This window comes from Jiangella alkaliphila, from assembly GCF_900105925.1.
GTDB classification, from domain to species: Bacteria; Actinomycetota; Actinomycetes; order Jiangellales; family Jiangellaceae; genus Jiangella; species Jiangella alkaliphila.
In genome coordinates this window covers 7,571,031-7,587,047 of the sequence record NZ_LT629791.1, presented here as the reverse complement: position 1 = coordinate 7,587,047, position 16,017 = coordinate 7,571,031, and the positions used below count along the sequence as shown (strand labels likewise).

Below are 16,017 nucleotides of genomic sequence, written 5' to 3'. Positions count from 1 at the left end.
GCGAGGGAACATGATCATGGGTCAGCGGGCTTCGGCTGACGCTGACGACCCGTGCCAGGACTCCCAGAGGGCGGCGTAGGCGCCACCCTCGGCGACGAGGTCGTGGTGGGAGCCGAGCTCGGCGATGCGGCCGTTCTCGACGACGGCGGCGCGGTCGGCGTCGTGGGCGGTGTGGAGGCGGTGGGCGATCATGATGACCGTCCGGCCGTGCAGCACCGCCGACAGCGACCGCTCCAGGTGCCGGGCCGCCCGCGGGTCGAGCAGCGACGTCGCCTCGTCGAGGACCAGCGTGTGCGGGTCGGCCAGGACGATGCGGGCCAGCGCGATCTGTTGCGCGAACGCCGGCCCCACCGGGTGGCCGCCCGAGCCGACGACGGTGTCGAAGCCGTCGGGCAGCGCGTCGGTCGCCTCCAGGGCGTCGACGGCGGCCAGCGCGCGGCGCAGATCGTCGTCGGACGCGGACGGGGCCGCCAGCGCGAGGTTGTCGCGCAGCGTGCCGACGAACACGTGGTGCTCCTGGGTGACCAGCACGACCTCGCGCCGCAGCTGGTCGACGTCGAGGTCGACGAGGGGGACGCCGCCGACGTCGACCCGGCCGGTGCGCGGCGGGTGGATGCCGGCCAGCAGCCGCCCGAGCGTCGACTTGCCCGCACCCGACGGGCCGACCATGGCCAGCCGCTCGCCGTGCGCGAGGTCCAGCGACACCCCGTGCAGGACGTCCTGTCCCTCGACGTAGGCGTAGCGCACGTCGGATGCCGCGATGTCCTCGCCCGCGGGCAGCTCACCCGTCGGCGTGCGGTCCGGCGGCACGTTGGCGATGCCGACCACCCGGGCGAACGACGTCAGCCCGACCTGCAGCTCGTCGAGCCACGAGACCAGGCGGTCGACAGGGTCGACGATCTGCACCATGTAGAGGACGACGGTGGTGATCTGCCCGACGGTGGCGTGGCCGGCCGACGCCAGCCAGGCGCCCCACGCCAGCGTGGCCACCACCGGCAGCACGTACGCCATCTCGGCCGTCGGGAACCAGACGCTGCGCAGGAACAGCGTCCGCTTCTCCGCCGCGAACGCCTCGCGCAGGTCGTCGTCGGCGCGGGTGACGCGGACGTCGCCGAGGCCGAGCGCCTCGATGGTCCGGGCGCCGTCGACGGTCTCGGTGATGGTGCCGTTGATGGTCGCGTACGCCGCCCGCTCCCACAGATAGCCGGCCCGCGCGCGGTTGAGGTACCAGCGGGTGCCGAGGATCAGCAGCGGCGCGCCGACGATGGCGCCCAGCGCCACCAGCGGCCCGGCCAGCACGGCGGCCGCCAGCGTCAGCACCGTCGTCACGACCGCGACCAGGATCTCCGGCACCGCGAACCGCACGGTGCGCGACAGCGCGTCGATGTCGCCGGTGGTGCGAGCGACGAGGTCGCCGGTGCCGGCCCGCTCGACGGTGGACAGCGGCAGGCTCAGCACCCGCGTGATGAAGGTGTCGCGCAGTTCGGCGAAGACCCGCTCGCCCAGCACCAGCGAGCGCTGGATGGCGACCCGGGTGAGCAGCGCCTGGACGACGATGCAACCTGCCAGGATGGCGGCCAGGACGTCGACCCGGGTCTGCGAGCCGTCGCCGGTGACGGCGTCGACCATGCGGCCGAGCAGGAACGGCCCGGCCAGCCCGGCGGAGGCCGCCAGCACGTGGACGGTCAGCGCGACGGCGAGCGGCGTGCGGTGCCGGCGGAACAGCAGGCCGGCCTCGCGGCGGACCTCGGCGGGGGTCGCGACTGGCAGCGCGCCCGCGCGCGCCGCCCCGGTCGGGGGCGTCGTGGTGCTCATTCCGGGTCCTCCTCTCGGGTGACGGTGCGGCGGTAGGCGGGGGTGGTGCTCATCAGCTCGTCGTGGCTGCCGGTGGCGACCAGCCGGCCGTCGTCGAACCAGACGACGGTGTCGGCCTTGGCCAGCATGAGCGGGCTGGCGGTGACGACGACGGTGGTGCGCCCGGCACGGGCGTCGCGCAGCCGGCCGGCGATGGCCGCCTCGGTGTGCGCGTCGACGGCGCTGGTCGGCTCGACCAGCACCAGCACCTCGGGCTCGCGCACCAGCACGCGGGCCAGCGCGACCCGCTGCCGCTGCCCGCCGGACAGCGACCGGCCGCGCTCCTCGACCGTGGCGGCGAGCCCCTCGCGCAGCGTCTCGAGCACGTCGCCGGCCGACGCGGTCTCCATGGCCGCGGTCAGCTCGGCGTCGTCGTGCCGGCCGTGCGGGTCGAGCCCGCCGCGCAGCGAGCCGGTGAACAGCGTCGGCTCGGGGTCGCTCACCACGATGCGGCGGCGGACCTCGGCGATCGGCAGCCCGTCGAGCGGCACGTCGCCGAGCCGCACGCCGTTGCCGGGCACCAGCCGGCCCAGCCGGTCGGCCAGCGCCGCGGTGAACGCCGGCTCGTCGGAGACCAGCATGGTCAGCGAGCCCGGCTCGACCCGCAGCCCGGTGGCGTCGTCGACCAACGTCCCCGACGGCGCCTCCACGGGCGCGTCCGCCGCGGTGTCGACGACCTCGCGCTCGACCGCCAGCACCGCCAGCACCCGGCGCGCGGCCACGACGGCCCGCGTGGCGGCGAACGCCATCTCACCGGCCGTGCGCACCGGCATGAGCAGGAAGAACGCGTAGCCGTACAGCGCCACCAGCGCGCCCGGCTCGATGTCGCCGCTCAGCACCAGCCGCGCGCCGACCCAGGTCAGCAGTACCAGGAACACGCCCGGCAGCAGCACCAGCACGGCGTCGAGCAGCGCCTGCGTGCCGGCCAGCCGGACGCCGGCCGCCCGGACGGTCTCGGACCGCTCGGCGTAGCGGCGGATGAACACCTTCTCGCCGCCGATGCCGCGCAGCACCCGCAGGCCGCCCACGGTGTCGGCGCCGAGCGCGGTGAGGTCGCCCAGCGCCTCGCGCTGGCGCCGCTGCCGTTCCTGCAGCGGGCGGATGAGCGGGCCCATGGCGACGACCAGCAGCGGCACGCCGATGAGCACCATGAGACCGATCGGGGTCGACGTGTTCAGCACGATGAGCGCCACGACGACGTAGGACACGATGGCGCCGGCGAACCGGGGCACGACCTCCATCATGTGGCCGATGTGCATGGAGTCGCTGGACACGGTGGCCACGACCTCGCCGGTGGACATCGTCTTCGGCACCGCCGGCCCGCCCCGCGCGGTGTGCCGCGAGACCAGCTGGATGACCCGGAACGCCGCGTACAGCCAGTTGGCCACCGACGCGCGGTGGCGCATGACGCCGGCCAGCGCCTGGATCAGTCCCAGGCCGCCGACGAGCGCCGCCCAGCGGGCCGTGCTGGCGTTGTCGTCGTCGATGATGCCGTCGATGCCGTGACCGATGGCCCACGGGATCAACGCCTGCGAGACCATCCAGACGATGCCGAAGAATGCGCCCACCAGAAGCGTGCGCCACTGAGCCCGCGCCACCCAGGTCAGGAACCTGGCGCGGGAGCGGGTGTCGGGGATGCCGGGATCGGCGAAAGGAAGGGCGCGCACGAGATACCACGGTACGAACTGCGCGACGCCGGACGCACCTGGTTTTCGCCCGCTGAGATCGTTCCCAGCGCCCGATCGGTCCTGGACGTCCGGCCGTGACTCTGCTGGACGTGCGGCGTCCTGCCGAGGTCTGCACTACGCTCGGGCAGGTGGCCGAGACCTCCCATGACACCGTTCTCGTCGTCGATTTCGGCGCCCAGTACGCGCAGCTGATCGCCCGGCGCGTCCGTGAGGCGCGGGTCTACTCCGAGATCGTCCCGCACACCATGCCGGTCGCCGACCTGCTGGCGAAGAACCCGAAGGCGATCATCCTGTCCGGCGGGCCGTCCAGCGTGTACGCCGAGGGCGCGCCGGCCGTCGACCCCGCGCTGTTCCAGGCCGGCGTCCCGGCGTTCGGCATCTGCTACGGCTTCCAGGCCATGGCGCGGGCGCTCGGCGGCACCGTCGCGCACACCGGGAAGTCCGAGTTCGGCCGCACCGACCTCTCCGTCGCCCAGCAGGGCACGCTGCTGCAGGGCGTCGGCACCGGCGCCAAGGTCTGGATGAGCCACGGCGACTCCGTCACCGACGCGCCCGACGGGTTCCTGGTGCTGGCCGGCACGCCCGACACCCCGGTCGCCGCGTTCGAGGACACCGCGCGCGGCCTGGCCGGCGTGCAGTGGCACCCGGAGGTGCTGCACTCCGAGCACGGCCAGGCGGTCCTGCAGCACTTCCTCTACGACATCGCCGGCGCCCGGCCGACCTGGACCATGGCGAACGTCGTCGACGAGACGGTCGCGGCCGTGCGGCAGCAGGTCGGCGGCAAGCGGGTCATCTGCGGGCTGTCCGGCGGCGTCGACTCCGCGGTGGCCGCCGCGCTCGTCCAGAAGGCCGTCGGCGCCCAGCTGACCTGCGTCTACGTCGACCACGGGCTGATGCGCCAGGGCGAGTCCGAGCAGGTCGAGCGCGACTACGTCGCCGCGACCGGCGTCGACCTCCACGTCGTCGAGGCCGCCGACCGCTTCCTCACCCAGCTCAAGGGCGTCGAGGATCCGGAAGAGAAGCGCAAGATCATCGGCCGCGAGTTCATCCGGGTGTTCGAGGCGGCCGCTCGCGACATCGTCGCCGCCGCGGGCGAAGATGGTGTCGAGCCTGTTGAATTTCTTGTCCAGGGCACGCTCTACCCCGACGTCGTCGAGTCCGGCGGCGGCGAGGGCACCGCCAACATCAAGAGCCACCACAACGTCGGTGGCCTGCCCGACGACCTCCAGTTCACCCTCATCGAGCCGCTGCGCACCTTGTTCAAGGACGAGGTCCGCGCGGTCGGCGAGGAACTGGGCCTGCCGCCCGAGATGGTCTGGCGGCAGCCGTTCCCGGGCCCGGGCCTGGCCATCCGCATCGTCGGCGCCGTCGACGCCGACCGGCTGGCCATCCTGCGCCGGGCCGACGCCATCGCCCGCGCGGAGCTGACCGCGGCCGGCCTCGACCGCGACGTCTGGCAGTTCCCGGTCGTGCTGCTCGCCGACGTCCGGTCGGTGGGCGTGCAGGGCGACGGCCGCACCTACGGCCACCCGATCGTGCTGCGCCCGGTGTCGAGCGAGGACGCCATGACGGCGGACTGGTCGCGGCTGCCGTACGACGTGATCGAGCGCATCTCCACCCGCATCACCAACGAGGTGCGCGAGGTGAACCGCGTCGTGCTCGACGTCACCAGCAAGCCGCCGGGCACCATCGAGTGGGAGTGATCCGCAAACGTCTCAGGTGTCTGATTGTGCGCGTGCGTTGGGCAGCGCGTCACGCCCAGTTCGAATCGGCGTGGTCGGCGGGACACGGTCGGTGCCTAGCCTGACCACATGTCGGACACCCTGGGGCCCCTCGTCATCGCGCACCGTGGCGCGTGTGGCTATCGGCCGGAACACACGCTGGACGGCTACCAGCTCGCCGTCGACCTCGGTGCCGACTTCCTCGAGATCGACCTGCAGCTCACCCGCGACGGCGCCCTGGTCGCCCGCCACGACGCCGAGCTGTCGGCGTCCACCGACGTCGCCGAACGGCCCGAGTTCGCGCACCGGCGCCGCCGCGGGCTGGTCGACGGCCGCGAGCTGACCGGCTGGTTCGTCGACGACTTCACGCTCGACGAGGTCAGGTCGCTGTACGCGCGCGAGCGGATCCCGCGGCTGCGCCCGGCCAACCAGGCCTATGACGGGCGGCTGCGGGTGCCGACGTTCGACGAGATCATCACGCTCGCGGTCGAGGCCGGCCGGCGCCGCGGCCGCCCGGTCGGCCTGTATCCCGAGCTCAAGCACCCGACGTACTACGCCGAGCGCGGGCTGTCGGCGGAGGACGCGCTGATGGCGGCGCTGCTGGCGTTCCGGCTGGAGCGCGCCGGCATCCCCGTCTTCGTCCAGTCCTACGAGCCCTCGGTGCTGCGCCGGCTGGCCGCCCGGACGTCGGTGCCGCTGGTGCAGCTGGTCGACATCACCGGCCGGCCGTTCGACTGGGAGCGAGCGGAGGACGGGCGCCGGTTCGTCGACCTGCTCACCCCGACCGGCCTGCGCGAGGTGGCGTCGTACGCGACGGTGCTGGGGGCGCACAAGTCGCTGGTGGTGCCGCGCGACCCGGAGGGCCGGCTGGGGCACCCCGGCCGGCTGGTCTCCGACGCGCACGACCTCGGGATGGCGGTGCACGCCTGGACGTTCCGGAACGAGAACTCGTTCCTGCCGGCCGATCGTCGCCGCGGCCGGGAGGCGGCCGGCCACGGCGACGCGCTGGGGGAGTTCGGGGTGTTCTTCGGGGCCGGGGTGGACGGCGTGATCACCGACCACCCCGACACGGCGGTGGCGGCCAGGGATCAGGCCTTCGGCGCGCGCTCGCGACGCAGCTTGCTCAGCGACGCCAGCAGCCCGGCGAGGCCGATCGAGACCAGCAGCACCGGCATGGCGACTTCCAGGCCGGACAGGCCGAGCACGTCGTAGTGCACGAACGGCCACATGGCGCTCACTCCTAGGAAGAGAAGTCCGAAGATCAGGGAGACGACGTCCGTGTCGTGACGCTTCATCGGTTCACCTCCAGGCTGCCGAGGCCCATCTCGAGGTCGAGCACGATCCGGCCGCCGCCGGGACCGTCGGCGCCGGTGTCGGTCAGGTCGGTGAACTCCTGCCCGGCGCCGTCGCGCGACTCGCCGAGGATGGACATGTCGCCGGCACCGATGGACGCGGACGACACGGTGACGTCGGCGTTCGGGGGGACGAGGACGGTGAGCTCGCCGACACCCTGCTCGACGCTGAGCCGCACGGTCTGGGTGTCGGTGAGGGTCAGGCCGGAGAGGTCGTACACGTTGTCACCGACGCCGTGGGACTGCGGCTCCGTGGGCACCGCGCTCGGCGTCGCGTACGTGTAGGTGGCGTCGCCGACATCTTGGAGGTCCCACTGTGACAGCCAGGTGGCCGGGACCAGCGCGATCGACAGCAGGAACCCGAGGAAGATCAGCCCGCGGGACCGGCCGTACCAGGCGCCGACGAGCAGCCCGACCGCGACGATGCCCAGCGGCACCGCGACGTACATGGCCGGCGGGTAGGTCGCCCAGGTGGCGTCGTTCACGGCGAGCACGCCGACGGACACCATCGCGAGGCAGAACGTGATGAGGCCGAGCGCCGAGCGCTGCTTGGCCGGCCGCGCGGGCGGCGGCTGCGGCGCCGGGGTGGGCGGCTCGGGCGGCGGGCCCCAGTCAGGGCCCTCCGGCCAGCCGCTGGTCGGGCCGAGCGGACCGGCGGCCGTGGCGGGGCCGGTCGCGCCGGCGGGGCCGGTGCCGCCGGGGGTCGTGGCGGTGCTGGTGCCCGTGCTGGTGGCCGTGCCACCCGGGGCCGCCGCGGCCACGGTCGCCGGGGCGACGCTGGGGTCGTAGACGTACGAGTCGAACCCGGCCTCCTGCGGGACGTCGTCGCGGGCCAACTCGTCGTCGGCGCGGCGGCGCAGCAGCAGGTACACGCCCATGACGGCGAGGAGCAGCAGCACGGCGCCGTCCCACGTGCCGGCGATGATGCCGATGCCGGCGATGAGGCCGATGCCCGCCAGCAGCAGCGCCAGCGGGACGGTGCCCGACCGGCGGTACTCGCCGCGGCCGAGCGCCTGGTCGAGGATCGAGCGTTCCTCGTCCTCGGCCGGCACCACCAGCCAGCCGATCGCGTACAGCAGGACGCCCACGCCGCCGAAGATCGACAGGACGACGATGGCGACACGGAGGATGACGGGGTCGATGCCGAGCCGCCGGCCCAGTCCGCCGAGCACGCCGGCGACGACTCGGTCCGACCGGCTGCGGCGCAGCGACCGGAACTCGTCCGAGACGCTGGGCCCGGCGCCCGCGGCGGGCGAGGCAGGAGGCAGATCACTCATGCCAACGATGATGCCGAGGTGACGGCCCGAATGCATCGGGGATGACCCGGAACGGCCCCCGAGTCGGGATCTCCGGGAGGTCCCTCATAGCGGCGCGCGCTCGCGCGTGTGACCATCGATGTCATGAGCACTGTGCCGACGCCACGTGCTGCCGGTCCGGCAGCGCGCGGTTCGGCGCGCCCCGGCGAGGCTGCCGGCGACGCCGTCGACGACACCACCACGGCGGCTGCTGCCTCGGTCGATACCGAGCCTGTGCTGGAACAACAGCCCGAGGCGGGGCCTGAGCACGAGCCGGAGACGCCGGCCGCCGCGGCCACCGAGCGGGGGCCACGCGAGCTGCCGCCCGCCGATCCGCCGCCGGCCGGCCGCGCCGGCGCCCGCACGCCCGGCCCCGCCGACGACCCGGGCGCGCCGCCGCGGTTCGCCCGGTCCTCCGACGGCCGCATGGTCGCCGGTGTCGCCGTTGCGCTGGCCGCGCAGTTCAAGGTGCAGCCGCTGGCCGTCCGCATCGCGTTCAGCCTGCTCAGCGCCGTCTCCGGGTTCGGCGTCGTGCTCTACCTCGCGCTCTGGATCTTCACCCCGCTCGACCAGACCGTCCAGCGCGAGGCCGAGGAGGCGCGCACCCCGGCCGGCCTCGCCGCCGCCACCCGCACCGGCAAGCGCCGCCGCCGGTCGTTCTCGCAGCGCACCGGCGACCTCGGCCAGCTGGCCGCGCTGGTCGTGCTCGGCGCCGGCGTCTGGCTGCTGGTCCAGCAGACCCCGCTGGGCGTCAGCCCGGCCGTGTTCTTCCCGCTGCTGCTGGCCGCCGCCGGCCTGACACTGGTGTGGCGGGCCGCCGACGAGCAGGAGCGCAGCCGGCTGTCGGCCATCTCGCCGCGACTGCCGTGGCTGGCCGCGCTGACCGGCAAGGGTGGCTGGATCGCCGGCATGCGGGTCGTGGCCGGCGCCGGTGTCGTCGTGGCCGGTGTGGTCGTGTTCCTCGTCGGCCAGGGCCAATTCGACCGGACCATGGACGCGCTGGGCGGCGTGCTGGTCATCCTCGTGGGCGTCGGGCTGATCATCGGGCCGTGGCTGTGGAAGCTGTGGCGCAACCTCGAGACCGAGCGGCGCGCCCGCATCGTCTCGCAGGAGCGCGCCGACATGGCCTCCCACCTGCACGACTCCGTGCTGCAGACGCTGGCGCTGATCCAGAAGCAGGCCAACGACCCGCGCGCCGTCGTAAGGCTGGCCCGCAGCCAGGAGCGTGACCTGCGCGCCTGGCTCTACAGCGACCTCGTCGACGACGGGTCCTCGCTGGCCGCCGCACTGACGAAGATGGCCGCCGAGGTCGAGGACGCGTTCGGCACGCCGGTCGAGGTGGTCACCGTCGGCGACGCCGAGATCGACGATGTCGCCCGGGCCGTGCTCAAGGCGGCCCGCGAGGCGACCGTCAACGCGGCCAAGCACTCCGGCGCCGACAAGATCGACATCTTCGTCGAGGCCGGCGACGACGGCGTCGAGGTGTTCGTCCGCGACCGCGGCGCCGGGTTCGACCCCGACTCCGTCCCCGAGGACCGGCTCGGTGTGCGACGCTCGGTCATCGGGCGCATGGAGCGGCACGGCGGCGAGGCCACCATCCGGTCCGCGCCCGGCGAAGGCACGGAAGTCCGACTGTCGACGAGGAGAAGCTCGTGAGCGAGACCAAGCCAGACGAGACCAGGCCGGCTGACGCGGGCCCGGTGACGGTCGTGCTCGTCGACGATCACGCCATGTTCCGCACGGGGGTCCGCGCCGAGCTCGCGCAGGCGCCGACCGTCGACGTCGTCGGCGAGGCGGCCGACACCGCCGAGGCCGTCGCGGTGGTGCTGCGGACCAAGCCCGAGGTCGTGCTGCTCGACGTGCACCTGCCCGGCGGCGGAGGTGCTGAGGTGATCCGCCAGGTGCACCCGAAGGAGCCGGCCGTCCGGTTCCTGGCGCTGTCGGTGTCCGATGCCGCCGAGGACGTCATCGGCACCATCCGCGCCGGCGCCCGCGGCTACGTCACCAAGTCCATCACCGGCGACGACCTCGTGTCCGCCGTGGGCCGGGTGGCCGACGGCGACGCCGTCTTCTCGCCGCGGCTGGCCGGGTTCGTGCTCGACGCGTTCGCCGGCACGGAGGCGCCGTCCGTCGACGACGACCTCGACCGCCTCACCCAGCGCGAGCGCGAGGTGCTGCGGCTGATCGCGCGCGGGTACGCGTACAAAGAGATCGCCAAAGAGCTGTTCATCTCGGTCAAGACGGTCGAGACGCACGTGTCGGCGGTGCTGCGCAAGCTGCAGCTGTCCAACCGGTACGAGCTGACCCGGTGGGCGACCGACCGCCGCCTCGTCTAACCCCGTCGCGGAGAAGTACGACACGGCGTAGTAGGCTGCCCGATCATGGAGTTCGTCTACGACCTCGTGCTCGTGCTGCACTTCTTCGGCCTGGCCAGCCTGCTCGGCGGCATCATGGTGCAGCTGAGCGCGCGCGGCGGCCGCGTCGTGAACCTCGCGATGCTGCACGGCGCGCTGACGCAGCTCGTCACCGGCGTGGCGATGGTGGGCATGGCGTCCGGCATCGACTCTCTCGACAAGGACATCGACAACGCGAAGATCGGCGTGAAACTGGTCATCGTGCTGATCATCACCGCGCTGTGCTTCGCCAACCGGAAACGCACGACGATCGCCGACGGACTGTTCTTCGCCCTGTTCGGGCTGTCCGCGGCGAATGTCGTGATCGCCGTCTTCTGGAGCTGATCCCCGGCGGTTCACCGATGCGCGGCCGTCGGTTAGGGTGGCGGGCAGCCGAGTGCGAACTGGAGGTCCGCGAGTGACGCCGATCCGGCGCCTGGCCGCCGCCGCGGCCGCGACGATCCTGACGAGTGTGCTGGTCACAGGCGTGACACCGCCAGCCTCCGCCGCCGAACACGACGGCGGGTGCCACGGTCTCGAGCTGTGCCTCTACTACAACTCCGGCCAGGCCGGTGCCCTGCATGACTTCCGCTACCGGGTCAGCGACTTCGCGCCGTACCGCTTCCTCGGCTCCGGCAAGGGCTCCGGCGTCACCGTGAAGAACAACGCCGCGTCGGCGTCGAATCGCGACGGCTATTTCACCGCGCGCGTCTACTTCAATTCCGGTTACGCTGGCCCGGCTGACGACGTGCCGCCGCTGGCCAAGCGGAATCTCGGCGACACGTACAACGACAACGCATCGTTCAACTGGTGCCACCAGCAGCCCCTGGTGTGCGGCTGACCGGTGGCCATCGAAAGGCCGTGGCATGACCGCCCGAGTGCTCCTCCGTTCCGCCGTCCTCCTCGCCGTTCCCGTCGCCGTGTGCGCGGCCGCGTGCGGCGCCGCGCCCGCTGACGTCGCCGTCGAGTCGTCCGGTGGTGGCGCCGTTCCGGGTGCGGAGGTGGCGCGGGCCGATGACGTCGCGCCGGGTGCGGCGCCGTCGGAGCCCGGGTTGACGCTGCCACTCGACGCGTATGCGTTCACCGCCGCCGAGGACGAGCTGCTCGGCCGGGTCGGCGAGGCGCACGTGCGCGACTGCGCGACGTCGCTCGGCCTCGACGCCGCGGCCATCGACCCGCTGCCGTTCGGCACCGCCGCCGAGACCGCGTCGGCCGCGGCCGGCCGCCACGACCGCCGCTACGCCGTCGCCGACCCCGAGGTCGCCGCCGCCCACGGCTACCACCCGCCGTCCACCGCCGACGTGCGGCGCGAGTTCTACGAGGCGCACACCGACGCCGAGCTCGAGGTGCTGGTCGGCGTCACAGCCGACGGCGAGCCGGCCGCTCGCGACGACGTCCCCGAAGGCGGCTGTCTCGGCTCGGCGACCCGCGCGACCGCCGTCGCGCCGGCGTCGGCGTCCGCGCTCCGCGACGGTCAGGAGCTGGTCTCCACCGTCCAGGCCGACGCCTGGCACGCCGCGTTGGGCGACCCTCGGGTGCTCGACGCGTTCGCCGCGTGGTCCGCGTGCATGGCCGAGGCGGGGTTCCGGTATGCCGCGCCCATGGACGCCAACGACGACCCGCGCTGGTGGACGTCCGACACCGCCGGCCCCGACGAGATCGCCACCGCCGTCGCCGACGTCGCCTGCAAGCAGTCCACCGGCCTGATCCCCGTCTGGTCCGCCGTCGAGGCCGACTACCAGGCGCAGCTCATCGCCGGTCACCGGGCGCAGCTCGACGACTATCGCGCCCTCCTCGACCAGCAGGTGGCGGCCGCGTCCACGGCCAGGTGAGCAGGGCCCACACGGCCACCACGAGCGCCGTCTCGACCACCACGTACCAGGGCCAGGGGCCGAACACGTCGAGCAGCGACGCGGAGTCCGGCTTGGCGTTGAGGAAGCCGTAGTTCGTGCCGGCCGCCGCGTTGAACGCGAACACCGTCACCGCCCACGCGGCCGTCGCGGCCACCGCCACCCGGTACGAGTCCCAGCCGGGGCGCAGCCCCAGCCCCCAGGTCAGGAAGATCGCCGTAACGACGGTCAGGCCGTGCATCGACCAGTAGAGGACGAACGCCGGGTCGGGGAACTCCGCGTCCAGGTCGGGGGTGAGGATCGGCTGGATGCTGAGGGTGAGGCCCCAGTAGTACGTCAGCGCGGCCGACCAGCGCCGGCGGGTCAGGAGCGCGTGGATCGCCGCCAGCCAGGCGAGGTCGCACAGCTGTATCGGCAGCGAGAGGCCCACGTCGAAGCGGCCGGGCAGATTGAAGTACACCTGCAGCGGCAGCGTCAGCGCCAGGAAGACGACCGCGAACCCGGCGCTGAGCCGGTCCGCCGTGCGGGTGCTGCGGGCCGCGCGTCCCCGCCGCACCAGCCACCAGGCCAGAGCGGCCAGGACCACCAGTACGGCCACGTGGGAGGGGCCGTACGGCGTGAAGGTGTCGCCGAGCATCGCCACAGCTCCCACCCGTGATGGTTCCCGTCTGGCGCGAAGTCATGCGCACGACCAGGCGACCGCCCCGGCGTTCGTAAGCGTGTTCGGTCGGAGTCTGTCGGCGGTCGGGCATAGGCTGGGTGCGCCAGCGCCAAGCGAGTGAGAAGGCGAGTGTGACCGCCGGCAATGAGCGCCCTGTTCGACGACCTCACCCTGACCGAGTCGGCCACGCCGAGTAAGCCGGCCAGGCGGCGGTCGCGCGACCCCGAAGCGCTGCTCGACGGCCTGAACGGGCCGCAGCGTGACGCGGTGATCCACCAGGGGTCGCCGCTGCTCATCGTCGCCGGGGCGGGGTCGGGGAAGACCAGGGTGCTGACGCGGCGCATCGCGTACCTGCTGGGCGAGCGCAACGCGCACCCGGGCTCCATTCTCGCCATCACGTTCACCAACAAGGCCGCCGGCGAGATGAAGGCGCGCGTCGCCGACCTCGTCGGGAAGCGCTCCGACATCATGTGGGTGTCGACGTTCCACTCGGCGTGCGTGCGCATCCTGCGGCGCGAGGCGAAGGTCTTCGGCTACACGTCGACGTTCTCCATCTACGACCAGGCCGACTCCCACCGGCTGATGGCCATGGTGTGCCGCGAGCTCGACCTCGACCCACGCCGCTACCAGCCGCGGCAGTTCAGCTACGCCATCAGCAACTTCAAGAACGACCTCATCGACTACGAGACCGCCATGGCCCGGGCCGACACCCACCACGAGAAGATGGTGGCCGAGGCGTACGAGCTGTACCAGCGCCGGCTCACCGAGGCCAACGCGTTCGACTTCGACGACCTCATCATGACGACGGTGCACCTGCTGCAGGCGTTCCCCGACGTCGCGGAGAACTACCGGCGGCGGTTCCGGCACGTCCTGGTCGACGAGTACCAGGACACCAACCACGCCCAGTACGTGCTGGTGCGCGAGCTGGTCGGCGCCGGCGTCATCTCCGGCGAGGACGAGCCCGCGGTGCCGCCGGCCGAGCTGTGCGTGGTGGGCGACGCCGACCAGTCCATCTACGCGTTCCGCGGCGCCACCATCCGCAACATCCTGCAGTTCGAGGAGGACTACCCCGACACCCGGGTCATCCTGCTCGAGCAGAACTACCGCTCCACCCAGACCATCCTGTCCGCCGCCAACGCCGTCATCGCCCGCAACTCCGGCCGCAAGCCGAAGCGGCTGTGGAGCGACAGCGGCGACGGCGCCAAGATCGTCGGGTACGTGGCCGACGACGAGCACGCCGAGGCGCAGTTCGTCGCCGACGAGATCGACCGGCTCACCGACGAGGGCGAGGCGCGCACCGGCGACGTCGCGGTGTTCTACCGCACCAATGCGCAGTCCCGGGTGCTGGAAGAGATCTTCGTCCGGGTCGGCCTGCCGTACCGCGTCGTCGGCGGCACCAGGTTCTACGAACGGCGCGAGATCCGCGACTCGCTGGCGTACCTGCGGTTCCTCGCCAACCCCGAGGACTCCGTGTCGCTGCGGCGCATCCTCAACGTCCCCAAGCGGGGCATCGGCGACCGCGCCGAGGCCATGGTCGAGGCGCTGGCCCAGCGCGACCGCACCACCTTCTTCCAGGCGCTGCGCCGGGCCGCCGACGCACCCGGCATCGCCACCCGGTCGGTCAACGCCATCGAGGGGTTCGTCCAGCTGACCGACGAGCTGCGGGCGCTGGTCGAGAACGGCATCGGGCCGGCCGCCGTCCTCGAGGCGACGCTCGACCGCACCGGCTACGTCGCCGAGCTGTCCGAGTCCGACGACCCGCAGGACGAGACCCGCCTCGACAACCTCCGCGAACTGGTCGCCGTCGCCGGCGAGTACGAGGCGAGCGAAGACTCCGACGGCTCGCTGCCCGGGTTCCTCGAGCAGGTCAGCCTGGTCGCCGACGCCGACGAGATCCCCGAGGGCGACGACCACGACGGCATGGTCACGCTGATGACGCTGCACACCGCGAAGGGACTCGAGTTCCCGGTGGTGTTCCTCACCGGCCTCGAGGACGGCGTCTTCCCGCACCAGCGCTCGCTCAGCGGCAACACGCAGGAGCTCGAGGAAGAGCGCCGGCTCGCCTACGTCGGCATCACCCGGGCGCGCGAGCGGCTGTACCTGTCGCGGGCGTTGCTGCGCAGCGCGTGGGGGTCGCCGGCGCACAACCCGGCGTCGCGGTTCCTCGCCGAGATCCCCGACGAGCTGATCGACTGGCGCCGCACCGAGGCCGACCAGGTCAAGTGGAACACCCCGCCGCCACCGCGGCGCCAGGCCGTCAGCGGCCGCGCCACCGGCGCCGGCAACCGCCCGGTCATCTCGCTGTCCGCCGGCGACCGCGTCACCCACGACGCGTTCGGCCTGGGCACCGTCGTCGCGACCAACGGCCAGGGCGAGCACGCCCAGGCCACCGTCGACTTCGGCGAGTCCGGCCTGAAGACGCTGCTGCTGCGCTACGCGCCGGTCGAGAAGCTCTGAGCCAGCTCCGCCGCCCGCCGCCGGCCGTTCCGGTACAGGACGACGGCGGTGACGACGGCCACGACGGCCACGGCGCCGAGCACGGCCCACGCGGCGATCGGCGTGATGACCGCCCCCTCGGTCCGGCAGGCCTCGTTGTACGTGCCGTCCGACGACCCCGACCCCGAGCACACCTCGGTGCCGCCACCGGACATGAACGAGAACGTGAAGAACACCACGCCGGTGGCCGGCAGCAGGAACGTGCCGGCGAACTTCTCGCCCACGGTCCACAGCGGCGAGATCCAGAGCAGCGACCACCCGGTGACCAGCAGGAACGGCAGCAGCAGGATGCCGCCGAACGAGACGAAGAACGGCAGCACCAGCGGGCCGAGCAGCAGCGCCACCACCACGGCGCCCGGCACCCAGTCGCGCTGCAGCACGGGCACGTCGCGGCGGCGGCCGTCCTCGGAGCCGGCCACACCGGCCGCGCCGGCCACACCGGCCGCACCGGGGCCGCCGCCGGTCCCGTCGTCGCCGGTCGCCTCGGCCGCGATGGCCAGCGGGTCGCCGAGCGCGCGCAGCACCTCGTCGACGTCCGCGTCGGTGACGGGCGACCGGCCGGTCAGGGCGGCTTCGACGTGCTCGCGCACCCCGGCGACGACGTCGTCCCGCTCGCTCTCCGGCAGGGCGCCGAGCGCGCCGGCCAGCTCGGCCAGGTAGCGGTCGACGCGCTGGTGCTGGGTGGCGGTCAGCATGGGCTCCTCCAT

At 73.1% G+C, this 16,017-nt stretch carries 13 protein-coding genes; 8 read left to right on the top strand and 5 right to left on the bottom strand.

The annotated features are described in order from the left end of the window. Positions 1-21: 21 nt before the first annotated feature. Both BLV05_RS34765 and BLV05_RS34760 read right to left on the bottom strand, forming a co-directional pair. Positions 22-1,815: an ABC transporter ATP-binding protein gene (locus BLV05_RS34765; protein WP_046768969.1), complete on the bottom strand. Its 1,794-nt coding sequence runs from the start codon at positions 1,813-1,815 to the stop codon at positions 22-24. Next, on the bottom strand, positions 1,812-3,521 hold the full coding sequence (locus BLV05_RS34760; protein WP_046768968.1) for an ABC transporter ATP-binding protein: 1,710 nt from the start codon (positions 3,519-3,521) through the stop codon (positions 1,812-1,814). Before BLV05_RS34760 ends, BLV05_RS34765 begins: the two co-directional genes overlap by 4 nt. A gap of 149 nt (positions 3,522-3,670) precedes the next feature. On the opposite strand from BLV05_RS34760, the gene guaA reads away from it, so the two are divergent. Together guaA and BLV05_RS34750 are read left to right on the top strand one after the other, a co-directional pair. Continuing rightward, positions 3,671-5,245 carry a glutamine-hydrolyzing GMP synthase gene (guaA, locus tag BLV05_RS34755; RefSeq protein ID WP_046769030.1) on the top strand — a complete coding sequence of 525 codons (1,575 nt, stop codon included), beginning with the start codon at positions 3,671-3,673 and terminating at the stop codon, positions 5,243-5,245. A 108-nt stretch (positions 5,246-5,353) separates the two neighbouring features. Beyond that, on the top strand, positions 5,354-6,475 hold the full coding sequence (locus BLV05_RS34750) for a glycerophosphodiester phosphodiesterase family protein (RefSeq protein WP_052762492.1): 1,122 nt from the start codon (positions 5,354-5,356) through the stop codon (positions 6,473-6,475). Positions 6,476-6,554: 79 nt separating this feature from the next. On the opposite strand, the gene BLV05_RS34745 is transcribed toward BLV05_RS34750, so the two are convergent. Next, on the bottom strand, positions 6,555-7,892 hold the full coding sequence (locus tag BLV05_RS34745) for a PspC domain-containing protein (RefSeq protein WP_046768967.1): 1,338 nt from the start codon (positions 7,890-7,892) through the stop codon (positions 6,555-6,557). 123 nt (positions 7,893-8,015) lie between these two features. On the opposite strand from BLV05_RS34745, the gene BLV05_RS34740 reads away from it, so the two are divergent. The 5 genes from BLV05_RS34740 to BLV05_RS34720 all read left to right on the top strand — a co-directional run bounded on the left by BLV05_RS34740 (position 8,016) and on the right by BLV05_RS34720 (position 12,135). Next, complete coding sequence (locus BLV05_RS34740) at positions 8,016-9,566, top strand: ATP-binding protein (RefSeq protein ID WP_082155247.1); 1,551 nt, start codon at positions 8,016-8,018, stop codon at positions 9,564-9,566. After that, positions 9,563-10,246: a LuxR C-terminal-related transcriptional regulator gene (locus tag BLV05_RS34735; protein ID WP_046768966.1), complete on the top strand. Its 684-nt coding sequence runs from the start codon at positions 9,563-9,565 to the stop codon at positions 10,244-10,246. The genes BLV05_RS34740 and BLV05_RS34735 overlap by 4 nt, the downstream gene beginning before the upstream one ends. Positions 10,247-10,291: 45 nt before the next feature. Further along, entirely contained in the window at positions 10,292-10,648 is a 357-nt protein-coding gene (locus tag BLV05_RS34730; protein ID WP_046768965.1) for a hypothetical protein, read from the top strand. Positions 10,649-10,721: 73 nt separating this feature from the next. Further along, entirely contained in the window at positions 10,722-11,144 is a 423-nt protein-coding gene (locus BLV05_RS34725; RefSeq protein ID WP_052762491.1) for a peptidase inhibitor family I36 protein, read from the top strand. A 25-nt stretch (positions 11,145-11,169) separates the two neighbouring features. Further along, positions 11,170-12,135, top strand: coding sequence for a hypothetical protein (locus BLV05_RS34720; protein WP_052762490.1), 966 nt, complete (start codon positions 11,170-11,172; stop codon positions 12,133-12,135). Here the strand turns inward: BLV05_RS34720 and BLV05_RS34715 are convergent. Then, positions 12,053-12,790: a YwaF family protein gene (locus tag BLV05_RS34715; protein WP_046768963.1), complete on the bottom strand. Its 738-nt coding sequence runs from the start codon at positions 12,788-12,790 to the stop codon at positions 12,053-12,055. The two genes, BLV05_RS34720 and BLV05_RS34715, sit on opposite strands and share 83 nt — an antisense overlap. A 168-nt stretch (positions 12,791-12,958) precedes the next feature. On the opposite strand from BLV05_RS34715, the gene pcrA reads away from it, so the two are divergent. After that, positions 12,959-15,271: a DNA helicase PcrA gene (pcrA, locus tag BLV05_RS34710; protein ID WP_046768962.1), complete on the top strand. Its 2,313-nt coding sequence runs from the start codon at positions 12,959-12,961 to the stop codon at positions 15,269-15,271. Here pcrA and BLV05_RS34705 read toward each other — a convergent pair. Further along, on the bottom strand, positions 15,247-16,017 hold the full coding sequence (locus BLV05_RS34705; protein WP_152690764.1) for an HAAS signaling domain-containing protein: 771 nt from the start codon (positions 16,015-16,017) through the stop codon (positions 15,247-15,249). The two genes, pcrA and BLV05_RS34705, sit on opposite strands and share 25 nt — an antisense overlap.